Below are 16,187 nucleotides of genomic sequence, written 5' to 3'. Positions count from 1 at the left end.
TTGAATAAGTAAATCATTATTATTCAATATCATAAAGAACTTATCTCTCCCTATTTTTGCTACCTGATGTATCTTATCTGATAACATATAATAAAGCTTCTTTCCTCCTATCTTGGGCAGTTCTCGACGTATTTCCTGTACCATCTCAATAATTATACTCTCACTGAGTGCTACCTCCTTAAACGATTTAACTGCTTTATAATGAGCTTGTCTACTAATACCAAAACACTTGCAAAGAGCGCTTATCTTTTCTGTTTTGGAAAGTACTTCAATAACTCTTGTTCTAACTTTTTTTTTATTTCATCGCCCATTCCTGTTTCCTGACCAAGAATTTGAAAATAAGTCTTATAAACTTTATTCTCTAAAGTCGTTTCAGCAAAAGCCTCTTTAAGGGCTTTTAACTCCTTTTTAAGAGCTTGAAGCTCCCCGATTTCATCAATTGTTTCCACGCGTACTATTTTATTTAATAAGTGATTTTTACCATACTTTTTAAGCCATTTTTGAATCGTTGTACTTCCTCCAATGCCGTACTTGCGTCGGCAGTTTTCAATACTCAATCCGTTTCTCTCAATCTCTTCTACGATACTCAACTTAAAGCAATCACTGTACCGAACTGTTTCTTTCCTCCCTTTTGTCATATCTTTTTATGGTTTTTAGTGTAAACCTATTTCAGGATATGACATACATTTCTTACCTCTTACCTCTTATCTCTTATCTTTTAAAAAGTTGGTGGCTTCCTTCAAGTAAGTATAAAACACCAAATCTTCCTTAAAGAACGGAATAATGGCTCTTATTTCCCTATACCATCTTTGCGTAGTGCTCGAAAGCTCGTCATAACAGCCCAAGATATCGATAGCCTGCGCAATGGTGATAACCTCAATAGCAAGCACCTGAAAAGCGTTGTTTATCACTTTATGGGTAAGAGTCGCCGCATTGGTACCCATACTCACTATATCCTGATTATCGTTATTGTTCGGGATACTATGCACATACATCGAGGTAGAGAGGGTTTGGTTTTCGGCAGTGGTAGAAGTAGCGGTAAACTGTACCCCTTGCATACCGAAGTTAAAGCCCAATTTCCCTGCGTTCACAAATGGTGGCAATAGCTCGTTGATTTTAGGGTTCAAAAGGTAGTTGAGCTGTCGCTCAGCAAGCATTGTCATACGGGTAACTACCAGTTTAAGCTTGTCCATTTCAAGAGATATATAATCGCCGTGGAAGTTACCCCCGTGATATACCTGCTGGGTAGGCACATCTACTATTGGGTTGTCGTTAGCCGAGTTCAGTTCCTCTTCTACGATGCGCTCAGTATGCGCAATGGTGTCGTATACAGCCCCGAGTATCTGTGGCACACAGCGCAAGGAGTAGTATTCTTGCACCTTTTCTTTAAATACAGTTTCGTTGTGTTGCCCTTTGTAAAGGTGTTCTGCACGTTTGCGGGTGCGTTTGCTGTCGTGTAAGAAGTCGCGCATCATTCGGGCGATTTCTTTTTGCCCAGTATGTTGTTTGGCGTTGTTTAATTCAGATGAAAAATGGTCGTCATAAGTCTGTACTAGCTCATTGATAGCCGTTGTGAACTTCACTGTCCAATCCAATAGCTTTTGTGCGTAATACACATTCACCCCTGCCAAGCCCGTCATTACCGACGTGCCGTTCATCAGCGAAAGTCCTTCGCGTAAGTGTATTTGTAGCGGTTTGAGTCCCACTTCGGCAAATACTTCAGCCGTAGGTCTGCGCACGCCTTTGTAGAACACTTCTCCTTCGCCTATGAGCACTAAGGCAAGATGGGCTAACTGCACAAGGTCGCCACTAGCTCCCACGCCTCCGTGTTGGAAAATAAGCGGGGTAATGCGGTAGTTCAATAGGTCGCGCATCAGTTCAATTGCCTCTATATGCACCCCCGATTTGCCTAACGACAAGCTCGTAAGTCTACACAATATAGCCGCACGCACGGTTTCTTCATCAAACACCTCCCCTAAGCCCGAACTATGACTGCGGATAAGGTTGTATTGCAACTGCAATTGGTCTTCTTTTTCAATGCGATATTGCGCCATCGGTCCAAAGCCCGTATTCACGCCATAAATGATTTTGTTCTCTGCAAAGTCTTTTAAGAAAGCGTAACTCTCTTCAATGAGGGCTTTAGCTTCTTTGCTAATAGCCACTTCTTTCTTATCAAAAACGATATCTTTAAAATCGCTGTAAGTACGTAATGTTTTCATTGTTTTTAGTTATTAATATAAATCAAGTTTTGTGTTATGTCATAGGGGCAAAGTCAACGAGCTGGCACAGCTGAGTATGTGAGGCAATTCGCCCTATTAAGGCAATTCTCTCCATTAGTAATCTGGCGACAAAGATAATAACTAATTTGTAAATTAGCAAAATTTAGTACTTAGTTTTTAGTCATCAGTGATGTCCTGAGCCTCTCCGAGATTTTCTGAGAACTCTGATTAACTACACACCCTCATTTTTAAATTCTCTAATTTTCTACCTGCTCGTGTAGCTCTCACCTCGTCGTGCTACGACCCTTAGTAAATTGATACACTGATAATCAGTCGCTTTTTCAGTATATTTTGTAGGGGCGATTTGCAAATCGCCCTCTAAAAGCAAGCCTATTGAGTCGTAATCTATTTTTGTTTGACTATAATATCTGTTCAATATATACAATACTGATTTACAATTGTATTTGTATTATAATCTGTCTGTAGTTTGCGAGCTGGCATAGCAGAGTATGTGTCTAAAAGCAACTTGTTACCTATTTGTTTGATTTGTAAAGAATTGTAAGATTTCTGTAGCGTAAGCTACACTTTTCTTACATCGAACCCACGTTAGTTATTTTATATCCGACAAATCTAACTAGTTGCCAATGATATTAGCAGATAGTAGCACTATAAAGTCAACTAATCTTCGATTATAATTTGATTAATCATCATTGTAGAGCCACTGTAGACCCACTGTAGAGCCACTCATCGTTCACCCTACCTTTATCTTACCCCCGCTCTACCTCCTGACAAACCTTGTCTTTCACCCTAATAGCCATCACTACTTTTTACTCCCACCTAAATTATTTATCTTTTTAATCGATTTTTCTTTTATTCTCTCATTTCCTCATTTCCTCATTTTCTAATTTCCCTCATATCTTTTACCTATCCAATGCACATTATTTAATTTTTTTTCGTACCTTTGTCGCTCACTATTGTGCGATAGATATGAAGCACTTCATCATCTTACTTATCATTCTTTTGGGGCATTTCCCCACCACAACAGCTCAAAATCAGGACTTGCCCTTTGTCCCACCTATCTATAACTACTCTCAAACTCAATACAAGGCAGGCTTGCAAAATTGGCAAATAAGCCAATGCAAAACGGGCGTCCTCTACGTGGCTAATAACCAAGGGCTACTTACTTTCGACGGACAGGTATGGCAACTCCACTACCTGCCCCAGAAAAAAATAGCCCGTTCTGTTCTTGCCGATAATAACGATTCCAAACTGCGCGTCTATGTAGGCTCTTTCGAAGAGTTTGGCTACTTCCAGCGCAATGCTCAAAACCAATTGGTCTACACTTCTCTAAAAGACCAACTCAAAGATTACCGTTTTCACAACGATGAAGTCTGGCGCATATTCAAGCATCAAGATAAAATTTACTTCCAAACTTTCTCCTCCTATTTTGTGTTCGACGGCAACCAAGTACGCGCCTTCAACCCTAAACCCGCCCCTTTTGCAATGTTCTCCGACGGCAATACCCTCTATATGCAAGGCGTAAATGCCGACTTTTATACCATCGACCCTCAACATCGCCTCCATCAAAAACTCTCTACTAACAGCTTAGGAGGATTGGTAATCGCTACTATCCCCTATCAAAAAGAACTCCTTCTGGTAACCGACAAGAACGGCTTGTTCTTTTTCAACCCTCAAACCGACCAGTTGCGCAAGTTCACTACCGATATCGACACCCTATTACCCTCCATTAGGCTGAACCGTGCGCTCATTACCGATGAAGGTAACCTCATCTTAGGAAGCCTTTCCGAAGGTTTGTATGCTATCAATGTCAGCACAGGTAAACTCCTGTGGCATATCCACAAGAAAAACGGACTGAACAATAACACCGTACTCGGGCTTTATGAAGATATCCAGCACAACCTCTGGGTAGCCTTAGACAACGGTATTGCTATGATTGAAATCCCTAGCAAACTCCGCTTCTTAAATTTAAATGGCGATGTAGAGCTCATCAGCGATATGGCTGAGCAAGGTAACTCTTATTACTTAGCCTCTAATAAAGGAGTCTTTTCCCTTACTAACGGAAAACTCAACAAACTGCCCAACTTCTCAAGCCAAGTGTGGTTCGTAAAGCAGTACGACCACCAGTTATTTGTAGGACATAACAAAGGTGTCTCCGAACTCGTAGGTGACCAATTACGCCCCCTCAGCAATGTAGGCGTCGGAGGTATGGATTTAAAGAAGGGAATGATTCACGGTCAGGAGGTACTCGTCGGCTCTTCGTATTCTGTCCTTACTATTTACAAGAGAGACAAAGCTGGCAAGTGGGAGCCCTCACATATCGTCGATGGCTTCTTCGACCTTACTTATCGCATCGAAATAGACCCTATGGGCAACATCTGGACGAATCACATCTATAAAGGCGTCTGCAAACTCTCACTTACCGAAGACCTAAAAAAGGTGAAACACAAAACAGTGTTCAATAAACCTAAAACCAAAGAAGCCCTCCGCCTCCTAAAAATACGCGGAAAAATAGTCTTTGCCGACGGCTCTCAATTCTACTACTACGACGACGATAAAGAAGAAATTGTACCTTATACTATCCTCAATGAACAACTCCCTCAGCTCACCAAAACCCGCAATATAGTACCCGTAAACGATAATCGGTTCTGGTTTATCACTGCCACCGATTACTTTTTAGTTTCCTTTGTCGATGGTCAATACAAAATAACCGAAAAGATTGCTTTCGATGACCTCCAACACCCTACCACCGAAGACCGTGCCTCTGTATTCGTGTCCTCCGACGGCGCTTCTTTCTTTTGTTTAGACGGTAGTATTGCTCGTTATACCGATAATACTCCTCAAACCACCTACCCCGATAACCTGAGCCTAAAAAGCCTCCGCTCTTACGAACGCGATACCGACCAATATCTTTTGGAAGAAATTACCGCCAATCCTTCTTTCCCTTACGCCAAAAACAATTTGGTGTTCCAATTTCAGTATCCCAATTTTAGTAAAGAACATTACCAACTGTGGTACGTCTTAGAAGGATATGACAAGCGGTGGGCGCAAGCCGACCCCGATTTTATCATCAGCTATCAAAATCTCCCCCCTGGTAAATACAGGCTCAAAGTAAAAGTGCTCAACGAACTAAACAAAGAGCTCTCCCTCTATTCCCTCCCGTTTCAAATTACCACTCCTTGGTATAAAAGCCTCTGGGCTTATATATTGTATTTCGTCAGCTTCATCGGGGTAAGTATCGTAGCAACAGCTATCTACTTCCGTTATAAAATGAAGAAAAAAGAGCGTTCCTTCTTGCGTGAAAGAATACGTCGCCAACGCCTGCTCGAGTCACGCGAACAAGAAGTGACTAAACTCCAAAACCAAATGCTCGCCAACCAGTTAGAGTACAAGAGTAAGGCTCTTGCCGAAGCCACTATGCTAAACATCAGGCGCGACGAGTTCCTTACCAATCTCATAGTAGAGCTGGAACAACTAATGGACAACCAGAAAGTAAGTAAAGCCAAAAGTCATCTCATTTTGCAACATATCCGCGAGAATATCTCAGAAGAAGACCAATGGGCTGTATTCCAAGAAAACTTCGATATGATTCACAAGAACTTCTTCAAGAATCTCAAAGAACGTTTCCCTTCACTCACCACCACCGATTTGCGTATTTGCGTACTGATAAGGCTTAATTACACAACCAAAGAAATCGCCACTATGCAAGGTGTATCGATTCGTGGGGTTGAAACTGCCCGTTACCGTATCCGCAAAAAACTCAACCTTTCCGAAACCGATAACCTGTACGACTTTTTTGTAAAATTCCAGTAAAAAACACCTTTCCACCACCTCTCCTTTGTCTTTCCTGTCACTAATCCTCCTTTTGAAGGTAGGCAGGGACAGTTGGGTATGTGTAAAGGGGGAGGTTTCCTCCGCTTTTCCGTCATACTCCCTCCTAGTGCCTGTGGACTAAGGTCTAGTGCCTATTCCCTTTTCTTTCGCCTCGAAACCCTGTTTTTAACATTTTTAGCCTTGTTGTATTATATTATGAATCAACTGTCTACACACTCTTTCTATACCAATCGTCCAAGATTCGTATAAGCTTCCTATAAGCTCTCTATAAGCTAACCCCACCCTCCTTACAGCCTTTTTTCACCAAAACTTTTCTCAGCCTCCTTCCGTTCTTTTCTGTTTCCTTTCGATAGCTCAGGCCAGTCCAATTTGTCCGACAAGTCAGACCCCGTCAAAAAAACCTTTTTTATCACTACCCATTTGCTAATTTCCAAATTTCCTAATTCTCTAATTTTCTAATTTTCTCTGCCTGTCGTGCTACGACCTTTGGCAAAGTTGATTATTGGTATTATTGGCATTTCTGGTATTATTAGTATTAATCTGGCATTATTTTTGAAGCTCTATTGCGGTAAAATAAATCATCAACAAGAACTCATCAATTAAAAAAATCATTAAGAATGAAAACCTATTTTTTCTGCCTTATGGCAATAGCTTTCACAACAGGGTGTGCTAACGGCAATAGCCAAAGAACATCCTCACTTATCACTAACGACGAAAATTCAACTCATCAACAAGCAGAAATGAAAAAAACAAACAAATCAAAATCTACTGACATCTATTTTGCAGGAGGTTGCTTCTGGGGTACCGAACACTTCTTTAAACAAATTCGCGGAGTACTCGCCACCGAAGTAGGCTATGCCAATGGCAAACTCTCCAAAGCCCCCAGTTACGAACAAGTAAGTACAGGCAATACAGGTTTTGCCGAAACCGTAAAAGTAACCTACAACCCTCAACTCATCGACCTCAACCAACTGCTCGACCTCTATTTCAAAATCATCGACCCCACTTCCCTCAACAAACAAGGCAACGACCGTGGCACGCAATACCGCACAGGCATCTATTACGTAAACGAAACCGAAAAACCGCTTATCAATAAAGCTATTGCCGCACTTGCCACTCAATACAGTAAACCCATAGTAGTAGAAGTGCTCCCTTTAAAGAACTTTTATAAAGCCGAAGAATATCATCAGGCATATTTAGATAAAAATCCGCAAGGCTATTGCCATATTTCACCAGCCTTGTTTGAAATAGCCCGCAAAGCCAATCCAGCTAAACAGAAAGGCTTTAAAAAACCTTCTCAAGCCGACCTTCGTAAACAACTCACCCCCGAACAATACGCCGTTACCCAAGAAAGCGCTACTGAGCGCCCATTTGCCAATGCCTATTACAACGAGTTTCGCGAAGGTATTTATGTGGATATTACCACCGGCGAACCCCTCTTTATCTCTACCGATAAGTTCGAATCAGGCTGTGGCTGGCCAAGTTTCTCTAAACCTATTGATAAAAAACTCATAGAAGAAAAAACCGATAAATCTCATAATATGACTCGTACCGAAGTGCGCAGTAAGCTAGGCGACGCACATCTCGGTCACGTTTTTAACGATGGACCTAAGGATAAAGGAGGCTTGCGCTATTGTATCAACAGTGCCTCATTGCGCTTTATCCCCAAAGCCGATATGGAAAAAGAAGGTTATGGCAAATATATACCCCTCTTAGAGAAAAAAACTAAAAAATAGAAAATTAATACTCTCATTCTAAGAAAGGGGAAGACTACTATTTTAGGTCTTCCCCTTTTTACTTATTATACACTTAGCCAAAGTTTTTGCCTGTGCGGTTCGCACCTTTGGCAAAGTTGAAGCCTTATAACCATTTCTGTTGATTTTATTCTGATTTTTGTTTAATTTCTATAACGCAAGCTATACTTCCTCTTATCTTTAATTTCGCTTCTTCGCCCTACAAACAATTCTTTAAATTTGCTTTTCTCATTTTAAAGTTCTACCTTTGCAAAACTTTTAACCATTAACCTTTCATTAACTCTTAACTCATAACTAAAAGATGATTATTCAAAAAAAAGACGTATTAGAAGCGCTCCGCAAGATTACCACTCCTGGTGAAGGAAAAAATATGGTAGATAGCGGTGCTGTACAAAATATAGTAGTTTTTGGTGATGAAGTGGTAGTAGATGTAGTGATAAACAACCCCAGTCTGCAAGCCAAAAAACGCACCGAAGTAGAGGTGATGAAAGCCATTCACGGCGAAGTAAACGAGAAAGCCAAAGTAGTGGTAAATGTAAAAGTAATCGCCCCCGAAGTTACTGAAATCAAAGGAAAACCTATTCCAGGTATTCAGAATATCATAGCCGTTGCCTCAGGCAAAGGAGGCGTAGGAAAGAGTACTGTTACAGCCAACTTAGCAGCAGCACTTGCCAAAATGGGCTTCAAAGTAGGAGTACTCGATGCCGATGTATATGGTCCCTCTATCCCTATGATGTTCGATGTAGCCACCGAGCGTCCGCGTTCAGTAACTATTGAAGATAAATCGTTTATTCAGCCCATCGAAAACTACGGGGTAAAAATACTCTCAATAGGGTTCTTTACCAATGCCAATCAAGCAGTGATATGGAGAGGTCCTATGGCAGCCAAAGCCCTTAACCAGCTCATTTTCGAGGCTTATTGGGGCGAATTAGATTTTCTCCTCATCGACCTTCCCCCAGGTACAGGCGACATTCACCTGAGCATTATGCAAGCCTTACCTATCACAGGGGCAGTAGTAGTGAGCACTCCACAGCCTGTCGCCCTTGCCGATGCTCGTCGTGCGGTAGCAATGTTCGAACAAGAAAATATTAATGTGCCTGTGTTGGGCATCGTAGAAAATATGGCTTACTTTACCCCTGAGGAATTGCCAAACAACAAGTATTATATCTTTGGTAAAGAAGGAGCTAAACACTTGGCAGGAGAACTAAAAGTGTCTTTCTTAGGCGAAATACCCTTAGTACAAGCCGTTCGTGAAGCAGGCGATACAGGGCAACCCATAGCGTTGCAAGAAGGCAGTCCGCAAGCAAAAGCCTTCCACTCCTTAGCACAAGAAGTGGTGAAGAATGTAGTCGCTCGCAACGAAACCCTACCACCCTCTGAGGCTATCAAGATTACCAATATGGCAGGGTGCAGTAGTAAGTAACAATTAATAAGTAATAATTATGGATACACCTATTGTAGAACCTAAAGAAAGAGATGTTTTACCTCTTTCTAACATATCAAAAGAAGCTCTAAAAGCTATAAAAGAAGGCTTAGAAGATGAAAAGAAGGGTATTTTTATACCCCACGATGATGTTATGAAAGAAGCCAAAAGAGTTATAGACCGATGGGAGCAAAAGATGATGAATTGAGAATTGTATGGATGCCCAAAGCACAAATACAATACTTAGATGCTCTATTGTTTTGGATGAAAAAGACCTTCTCAAGGTCTTATAGTGATAAAATAGAAACGGAAGTAGAAAAGATTGCTAATCTACTTAAACAAACTCCAAGAATAGGACAGAAAGTATATGATATTGAAAATACAACAGAAGAATTAAGAAGGGTGATAGTGCTTCATAATTTCTCTATCTATTACAAAATCATAGAAGATAAGAAAGAAATTCGCTTTATTGTTTTTTGGGACAATAGGAATGATCCTGATGAATTAAATTTAAATTAATTACTAACTTCTTATAACTAATAAACAACAATATTAATGAACCCAGAAAAACTTAAACAAGAAGTAATAAAAGCTTTAGATAAGATACGTCCCTATTTGCAAAACGATGGGGGAGATATTTCTTTAGTGGATATCGAAGATGGCAAAATCGTAAAAGTGCGATTAGAAGGTACTTGTACTAACTGTTCAGTAAACCAACTCACACTTAAAAGCGGAGTGGAAATGACTATCAAAGAGTTTGTACCTCAAATAGAAAAGGTAATCAGCGTGGAATAACTAATCAGTATAATGGCAACGAATAAAGAATCGAGAAAAGAATATTGGAAACGCAAGTGGCTCAGCAAATACCGCTTGGTAGTAATGGACGACAGTACTTATGAGGAGAAAACCTCCTTCCGCTTGAGTCGTCTTAATATCTTTGTGTTTGGTTCCTTGTTTGCCTTTGTGCTCATTACGCTCACCACCGTGCTGATTATCTATTCTCCTTTGCGTCAGTATATCTTAGGGTATACTGCCGTAGAAAACAAACGCGAGACTTTAAACCTGCTCTTTAGGGTAGATTCCTTAGAAGGTAAAATACAAAGTAATGATGAGTATCTTGCTTCACTGAAAAAGGTGCTTGTAGGCAATATCAAACCTCAACAAGACAAAGATACTACCAGCTTTAACATCTCCGACCCCAAATACAACCCTAAGGCTTACAGGACAACTCCTACCAAAAAAGATTCTATTCTTCGTAAAGAAGTAGAAGAGGAAGAGACACAACCTCAACCTCAAGACAGTTTATAATACAAAAAAACAATGACAAAACTAAGTGTAAACATCAATAAGATTGCCACCTTGCGCAATGCACGTGGAGGCAATATCCCCGATTTGTTACAAGTAGCCAAAGATGTACAACAGTTTGGTGCCGAGGGTATCACTATTCACCCTCGCCCCGATGAACGTCATATCCGCTACCAAGATGCCTTCGATTTGCTAAAAGTAGTAACCACCGAGTACAATATTGAGGGCAACCCTATCCCTAAGTTTATAGATTTAGTGTTACAAGTAAAACCTACCCAAGTAACTCTTGTTCCTGATGCCGAAGATGCTATTACCTCTAATGCAGGTTGGGATACTGTTAAACACAAAAGTTTCTTAACCGAAGTAGTTACCGAATTTAAGCGTAACGGCATTCGCACCTCTCTTTTTGTAGACCCGGTAGAAGCAATGGTAACGGCTGCCGCTACCACAGGAGCTGACCGTGTGGAGCTTTATACTGAGAGGTATGCGCGTGAGTATGCTCGCGGTGATAAAACCCAAATAGCCCCTTATATAAAAGCAGCCTTAGAAGCACAAAAAGTAGGGTTAGGACTCAATGCAGGACACGATTTGAGTCTCGACAATGTGAAGTACTTCAAAGATAATATCCCTAATCTATTAGAAGTATCCATAGGGCACGCACTTATTTGTGAAGCGTTGTATTTGGGATTGGAAAATGTAGTGCAATTGTACTTAGCTAAATTAGCAGATTAGCAAATAACAAAAGATTCATTAGCTAAAAAAGCAGAGAATTTTACACGAAAACTCTTTAATAATTATTCTGAATGTCAAAGTATTGAAAAAAAGTAGTGAAAAAACTTAGAAAATAATCACTAAATATTTTGCAAGTTTCAAAAATAGTATTACTTTTGCACCCGTAATGAAAGAAGGTACCTTAGCTCAGTTGGTAGAGCAAAGGACTGAAAATCCTTGTGTCCCTGGTTCGATTCCTGGAGGTACCACGAGATCTTCTTCATAGAGGAAATTTTTCATATTTTTAAGGATTAGGAATTGCAAAAGCCTCAGCGTAATGCTGAGGCTTTTGTTTTTTATTTTATACTTTCCTATTTAAAATATTCTGTATCCTAATGAAAGGCTAAACACTTGGTTTGAGGTACTTTCAGAACGGTTAGGGAGCACATCGCTGAAACCAATACCGTACTGAATGCCTGCTGTAAATCGTTTGATTTCTACGCCTGTGGCTAAGTTTAATCCTGCATCAAAAGGGCGTAAATCATCAGAAGAACGATTACCTATGCTGAGGGAATGGCGATTGGTTACTTTATAGTCCTTTAACTTATCTTTCTTGTAGTAAGCCCATTCTTCACGACTATTGCCCCATAAAGCTGCTGCTACATAAGGACCTGCTTTCCAAACGAGTTTCACATTCCTGAGTTTAAGTTTATAGCCTACATAAAAAGGCATCTCTAAATAACCATAAGTGTAATGCAACTCACTGATTTGTTTTTCTTTACCTTCTTTATATTTATACTCATAGGCTTGCCCTTTGGTGTTGAGCATTAAACCTGTTTCAAGAGCAAATCCGGTAGGGAAGTTCAAACTGAACAACGCCCCCGTATGAAAACCTGGGGTAAAAGTTCTATCACTATTAGAAGAATCGGCGTAATAAAGTCCCGCTATATTGCCTCCTATTTTCACTTCTAAACCTGGCTTTACTTGTGCCTGTAACATCGCTATACTGCTGAATAACATTACAGCTAAAAATAGTTTTGTTCTTTTCATTCTATACTGATTTTTGTTATTTAAAGCACAAAGATACAAAATATTTTGTAAATGAACAAACTTGCGAATATATTAATTATTATTACCTTTGCCTCCCAAACTAAAAGCTGAACTCTAATACTTAACAACTGATGAAACAGATAGACGGTTTTTCTAAACTTACCAAAGCCCAAAAGATTGCCTGGCTTTGCGATACTTATTTCCCTAATATAGAGAATGCTGCATCTTTTTTTGAAAAGTACCACAACGCTGATACTGACCTTCAAAAACTGCACGACGAGTTTATTGAAAATACAGTCTCTAACTACTATCTGCCTTTTGCGGTAGCACCTAACTTCCTCATCAACGGGCGCACTTATACTGTACCTATGGCTATTGAAGAGAGTTCGGTGGTGGCAGCTGCTAGCAGGGCAGCTAAATTCTGGCAAAGCCGTGGCGGTTTTCATACCGAAGTGCTTTCTACCGAAAAAACAGGGCACGTACATTTCTTCTTCTACGGTGAAAAAACTAATTTAGAAAACTTCTTCAACCACATACAACCCTTGATGCTCGCCAAAGCGCAACCCATTACTGCCAATATGGAAAAACGCGGGGGCGGTATTACTTCTCTTACCTTAGTGGACAAGACTGGTGCTTTGGCGCACTATTATCAGCTTTCGGCTACTTTTGAAACCTTAGACGCTATGGGTGCGAACTTCATCAATTCGTGCTTAGAATCCTTTGCACAGACGTTTAGAGAAGAAGCGGAACAGGACGCCTCTATCGGTGATAAGTATGAAATCGTAATGTCAATACTTTCAAACTATGTGCCTAACTGTTTGGTGCGCGCAAAAGTGCAATGCCCTATTGAGGAGTTGGAGATTGCCCACTTAAAAGGTGCTGAAGCTGCGAAGAAATTTGTGCAAGCTCTCGCTATTGCCAATGCTGATGTGTACCGTGCTACCACTCACAACAAAGGTATAATGAACGGTATTGACTCGGTAGTTTTGGCTACGGGTAATGATTTTCGTGCCATAGAAGCTGGTGCGCACGCTTATGCTGCTCGTAGCGGGCAGTACAAGAGCTTATCGGCTGCGTGGATAGAGGGTGATACTTTCTTCTTTGCCCTTGAACTCCCTTTGGCTTTGGGCACCGTAGGCGGACTTACTACATTGCACCCTTTGGTAAAAACGGCTCTTGAAATCCTTGAAAAGCCTAACGCCCGTGAGCTAATGCAAATAGTGGCTTGTGTGGGGTTAGCACAGAACTTTTCGGCTGTAAGTTCGCTGATTAGTCTGGGAATCCAGAAGGGGCATATGAAAATGCACTTGAACAACATTTTTAACCAATTAGGGGCTACCGAAGAGGAGAAGCGCGTACTTTCTTCTTATTTTAAAGATAAAACCGTAACATATAACGAAGTAGCCGAAGCTCTCAAGAAAATTAGGAAATGAGGTGCGAGCCACACGGGTAGGTGGAAAATGAGAAAATTAGAAAATAAGAAAATTAGAAAATTAGGGAGTTGAGGGGTGGCTGGGATTTCAGATTGTTCGAATATTTCGGAGATTTGGAGGACTTCGAAGAACTCGGAGAGACTCGGAGAAACCTCTCCCCTATTACATACTCCGTTCTCGCGGACTTCTTCAGAGAGGAGGAATATATGCAAACCAATTCTGATGGACTTTAAATATACTTCAAACGAAACTACAGTGGGTTTTCAGTGGCTCTACAGTGGCTCTACAGTGGCTCTACAGTGGCTCTACAGTGGCTCTACAGTGGCTCTACGATGATGATTAATTAAATTATAATTGAACATTAATCGAACTTATAGAGCTACTATCTTCTAATATCTCTCGTTCTACTGTTTAGACTTATCGGACATAAAATAACTAACGTGAGTTCGATATAAGAAAAGTGTAGCTTACACTACAGGAATCTTACAATTCTTTAAAAATCAAATAAATAAATAGCAAGCGACCTAAAAGTCTCGGACTGATTACACGGATAGTCTTTCAATTGACAATTGACAATTGATAATTGACAAATGTGATGCGCACGGATTGGCAACTGCGTTGCCGGATTTTCACGAAGCAGTAACAGAAAGACGATTGTAAATTAATGTTGTATATATCGAACTGACGTTAAAAATAGTATCAAGGTTACGCCTTGTGAAACAACAATGAGGAATAACGAGGAAAAATTACAGGAAGAAAATGAGGAAAAATAGAGGAAAAAGGGCTGAAAAGTGAGGAAAAAATGGGAATTATATAAAAGAGTAATTTTTTAGTATGTTTTGGGTACTACGTCAAAAGTACTACAAGATTTAATAAATAATTAGAGAACAATAGGTTACAAATGCAATTTTAGAGAGTTTTTAAGTGATTTTTCGTAGAGTAAGACCCTTTGCGAGCCCTTATTTTACGTGAATAAATAATTTCCCTTAACAATTGTTAAAAAACTACGTCATTAGTACGTCATTGAGGTAAAACGCGTTAAATTAATCTTAAAAAGTTTGGCAAGTACTTGACAGCCCCCTTACCTTTGCAATGTTCAATTTTTACTAAAAAACGAAAAGAAATATGAGAAAAAACATCTTTGCATTAGTAGCTTTTACAGCACTTACTTTAGTAGGATGCAAATCAGAAGCCGATGACGGTGTGGGCGAGAAACCGCGTTCTAGCACCGAGACCAACTTTTTCTTCCGCAATGGTGCTACGCACACTATCCATATGCAAGAAAAAGAAAAACGGACCGTTACTATTGACGGTGCGACTGATAACTTCACTTATGAAGTTCCTGTGGGTTATTTGAGTGTAAGCAAGAGTACAGACCCCTCTCCCTCACTTGTTATTGAAGCTGAAGACGGCAGTACAGGCAGTCACGATATTCGTATCACCGATAAAACTGCTGATGGCGTAGGCATTACTGCTACCCTTACTGTAATAGTGGGCGAACGTGACAGAGGTTGGGACGGCAATAATTTTGTTATTGAGAATATTGACGGTGACAAAACTACCAAAGACGCTAAGGACTATGTAGATATAGAGGTTCCCGAAGGCTTTACTTACGATGACTCTACTTTAAAACCAGATGGTGCCGGCGAAAGGGTAACCGTTAAGCAAACAGGTAATTTATTAAAAGTAACGGCTAAAAACCATTACGATGAGACAACCCCTATTACCTTTAGATTGAAAAAGACCAACGCGGAAGACCGTGTGGTAACTATTAAACGTGTGACTAAGTTCTGGGGAACTGATAATAATGGCACCCGATTAACAGGGCTTTCTAGTGATACGTACGTAACCAAACGCAGTTTTGATATGTTGCAAAATCCACCAAAAGTACCTTATACAGTAAAAAGAGTCTACCCTGGTAGCAGTACTAGTACTGGTGGTGGTTATTACCTTTACGGGAATGCTAAGATTACTAAAATAGACCTTAACAATGTAGAAATTGTTGATGAATATGCTTTTTATAATTCTCAAAACTTAACAACTGTAGTGGCAGATAAAGTAAAATACATATATAAAGGAGCTTTTTGGGGTACAAAAATCTCTAGGATTAACTTACCTGAGGTAGAATCAATACAGTATAATGTTTTCTGGTCAACCCCTATACAATCAGTTATTATTGGTAGTAAACTTAAAAGTTTACAATACAGCATATTCCCTGATGGAACGAGAGAGGTGCGCATAGGCGTTACTACTCCTAACCAAATTGAAATGGTCTTTTCTACATCATACTCTTGGAATGCTCCTACAGGCTATAACAACAATACAACATTGTATGTACCAAGTGCCTATGTAAATGACTGGAAGCTTAAATTCCCTTGGATAGAACAAGCTTTTAAAGGGGGAATAAAAGGAATGTAAGAAAAGCGCGTGTAGCGACAAA

The 16,187-nt window shown here is 40.1% G+C and carries 13 protein-coding genes and 1 tRNA gene; 11 read left to right on the top strand and 3 right to left on the bottom strand.

Annotated elements, in window-relative coordinates:
• Positions 1–242: 242 nt before the first annotated feature.
• Both HMPREF1320_RS00455 and hutH read right to left on the bottom strand, forming a co-directional pair.
• The gene (locus HMPREF1320_RS00455) at positions 243–590 is read right to left on the bottom strand and encodes a transposase (protein WP_232207514.1); all 348 of its coding nucleotides are present in this window, start codon (positions 588–590) and stop codon (positions 243–245) included.
• A 114-nt stretch (positions 591–704) separates the two neighbouring features.
• Positions 705–2,219: a histidine ammonia-lyase gene (gene hutH, locus HMPREF1320_RS00450; protein WP_009417043.1), complete on the bottom strand. Its 1,515-nt coding sequence runs from the start codon at positions 2,217–2,219 to the stop codon at positions 705–707.
• A gap of 987 nt (positions 2,220–3,206) precedes the next feature.
• Between hutH and HMPREF1320_RS00445 the strand changes: the two genes are divergently transcribed.
• From HMPREF1320_RS00445 to HMPREF1320_RS00405, 9 genes are all read left to right on the top strand, one after another.
• Positions 3,207–6,050, top strand: a complete 2,844-nt coding sequence (locus HMPREF1320_RS00445) for a triple tyrosine motif-containing protein (protein ID WP_009417026.1) — start codon at positions 3,207–3,209, stop codon at positions 6,048–6,050.
• Positions 6,051–6,688: 638 nt separating this feature from the next.
• Positions 6,689–7,807 carry a peptide-methionine (R)-S-oxide reductase MsrB gene (gene msrB, locus HMPREF1320_RS00440; protein ID WP_009417034.1) on the top strand — a complete coding sequence of 373 codons (1,119 nt, stop codon included), beginning with the start codon at positions 6,689–6,691 and terminating at the stop codon, positions 7,805–7,807.
• 319 nt (positions 7,808–8,126) lie between these two features.
• On the top strand, positions 8,127–9,248 hold the full coding sequence (locus HMPREF1320_RS00435; protein WP_009417036.1) for an Mrp/NBP35 family ATP-binding protein: 1,122 nt from the start codon (positions 8,127–8,129) through the stop codon (positions 9,246–9,248).
• Positions 9,249–9,267: 19 nt separating this feature from the next.
• Positions 9,268–9,456, top strand: coding sequence for a hypothetical protein (locus HMPREF1320_RS00430; protein ID WP_009417029.1), 189 nt, complete (start codon positions 9,268–9,270; stop codon positions 9,454–9,456).
• Positions 9,432–9,767, top strand: a complete 336-nt coding sequence (locus tag HMPREF1320_RS00425; protein ID WP_034553709.1) for a type II toxin-antitoxin system RelE/ParE family toxin — start codon at positions 9,432–9,434, stop codon at positions 9,765–9,767. The genes HMPREF1320_RS00430 and HMPREF1320_RS00425 overlap by 25 nt, the downstream gene beginning before the upstream one ends.
• Before the next feature lie 36 nt (positions 9,768–9,803).
• Positions 9,804–10,043, top strand: coding sequence for a NifU family protein (locus HMPREF1320_RS00420; protein ID WP_009417048.1), 240 nt, complete (start codon positions 9,804–9,806; stop codon positions 10,041–10,043).
• A gap of 12 nt (positions 10,044–10,055) precedes the next feature.
• Complete coding sequence (locus HMPREF1320_RS00415) at positions 10,056–10,556, top strand: hypothetical protein (protein ID WP_009417051.1); 501 nt, start codon at positions 10,056–10,058, stop codon at positions 10,554–10,556.
• A gap of 12 nt (positions 10,557–10,568) precedes the next feature.
• Complete coding sequence (locus HMPREF1320_RS00410; RefSeq protein ID WP_009417033.1) at positions 10,569–11,285, top strand: pyridoxine 5'-phosphate synthase; 717 nt, start codon at positions 10,569–10,571, stop codon at positions 11,283–11,285.
• A 175-nt stretch (positions 11,286–11,460) separates the two neighbouring features.
• Positions 11,461–11,533, top strand: a tRNA-Phe gene (locus HMPREF1320_RS00405).
• Positions 11,534–11,639: 106 nt separating this feature from the next.
• Here HMPREF1320_RS00405 and HMPREF1320_RS00400 read toward each other — a convergent pair.
• The gene (locus tag HMPREF1320_RS00400) at positions 11,640–12,314 is read right to left on the bottom strand and encodes a porin family protein (protein WP_034553707.1); all 675 of its coding nucleotides are present in this window, start codon (positions 12,312–12,314) and stop codon (positions 11,640–11,642) included.
• A gap of 131 nt (positions 12,315–12,445) precedes the next feature.
• Between HMPREF1320_RS00400 and HMPREF1320_RS00395 the strand changes: the two genes are divergently transcribed.
• Entirely contained in the window at positions 12,446–13,747 is a 1,302-nt protein-coding gene (locus HMPREF1320_RS00395) for a hydroxymethylglutaryl-CoA reductase, degradative (RefSeq protein ID WP_009417027.1), read from the top strand.
• A gap of 1,125 nt (positions 13,748–14,872) precedes the next feature.
• Complete coding sequence (locus tag HMPREF1320_RS00390) at positions 14,873–16,165, top strand: leucine-rich repeat domain-containing protein (RefSeq protein ID WP_009417035.1); 1,293 nt, start codon at positions 14,873–14,875, stop codon at positions 16,163–16,165.
• The last annotated feature ends 22 nt before the right edge of the window (positions 16,166–16,187 follow it).

This window comes from Capnocytophaga sp. oral taxon 335 str. F0486 (assembly GCF_000277665.1).
GTDB lineage: Bacteria > Bacteroidota > Bacteroidia > Flavobacteriales > Flavobacteriaceae > Capnocytophaga > Capnocytophaga ochracea.
This window is presented reverse-complemented; position numbering and strand designations above follow the sequence as displayed.

Bases quoted from the DNA above. Each gene is read 5' to 3' on its own strand.
- hutH (WP_009417043.1), bottom strand. From the start codon at position 2,219: ATGAAAACATTACGTACTTACAGCGATTTTAAAGATATCGTTTTTGAT.
- HMPREF1320_RS00445 (WP_009417026.1), top strand. From the start codon at position 3,207: ATGAAGCACTTCATCATCTTACTTATCATTCTTTTGGGGCATTTCCCC.
- msrB (WP_009417034.1), top strand. From the start codon at position 6,689: ATGAAAACCTATTTTTTCTGCCTTATGGCAATAGCTTTCACAACAGGG.
- HMPREF1320_RS00435 (WP_009417036.1), top strand. From the start codon at position 8,127: ATGATTATTCAAAAAAAAGACGTATTAGAAGCGCTCCGCAAGATTACC.
- HMPREF1320_RS00430 (WP_009417029.1), top strand. From the start codon at position 9,268: ATGGATACACCTATTGTAGAACCTAAAGAAAGAGATGTTTTACCTCTT.
- HMPREF1320_RS00425 (WP_034553709.1), top strand. From the start codon at position 9,432: ATGGGAGCAAAAGATGATGAATTGAGAATTGTATGGATGCCCAAAGCA.
- HMPREF1320_RS00420 (WP_009417048.1), top strand. From the start codon at position 9,804: ATGAACCCAGAAAAACTTAAACAAGAAGTAATAAAAGCTTTAGATAAG.
- HMPREF1320_RS00415 (WP_009417051.1), top strand. From the start codon at position 10,056: ATGGCAACGAATAAAGAATCGAGAAAAGAATATTGGAAACGCAAGTGG.
- HMPREF1320_RS00410 (WP_009417033.1), top strand. From the start codon at position 10,569: ATGACAAAACTAAGTGTAAACATCAATAAGATTGCCACCTTGCGCAAT.
- HMPREF1320_RS00400 (WP_034553707.1), bottom strand. From the start codon at position 12,314: ATGAAAAGAACAAAACTATTTTTAGCTGTAATGTTATTCAGCAGTATA.
- HMPREF1320_RS00395 (WP_009417027.1), top strand. From the start codon at position 12,446: ATGAAACAGATAGACGGTTTTTCTAAACTTACCAAAGCCCAAAAGATT.
- HMPREF1320_RS00390 (WP_009417035.1), top strand. From the start codon at position 14,873: ATGAGAAAAAACATCTTTGCATTAGTAGCTTTTACAGCACTTACTTTA.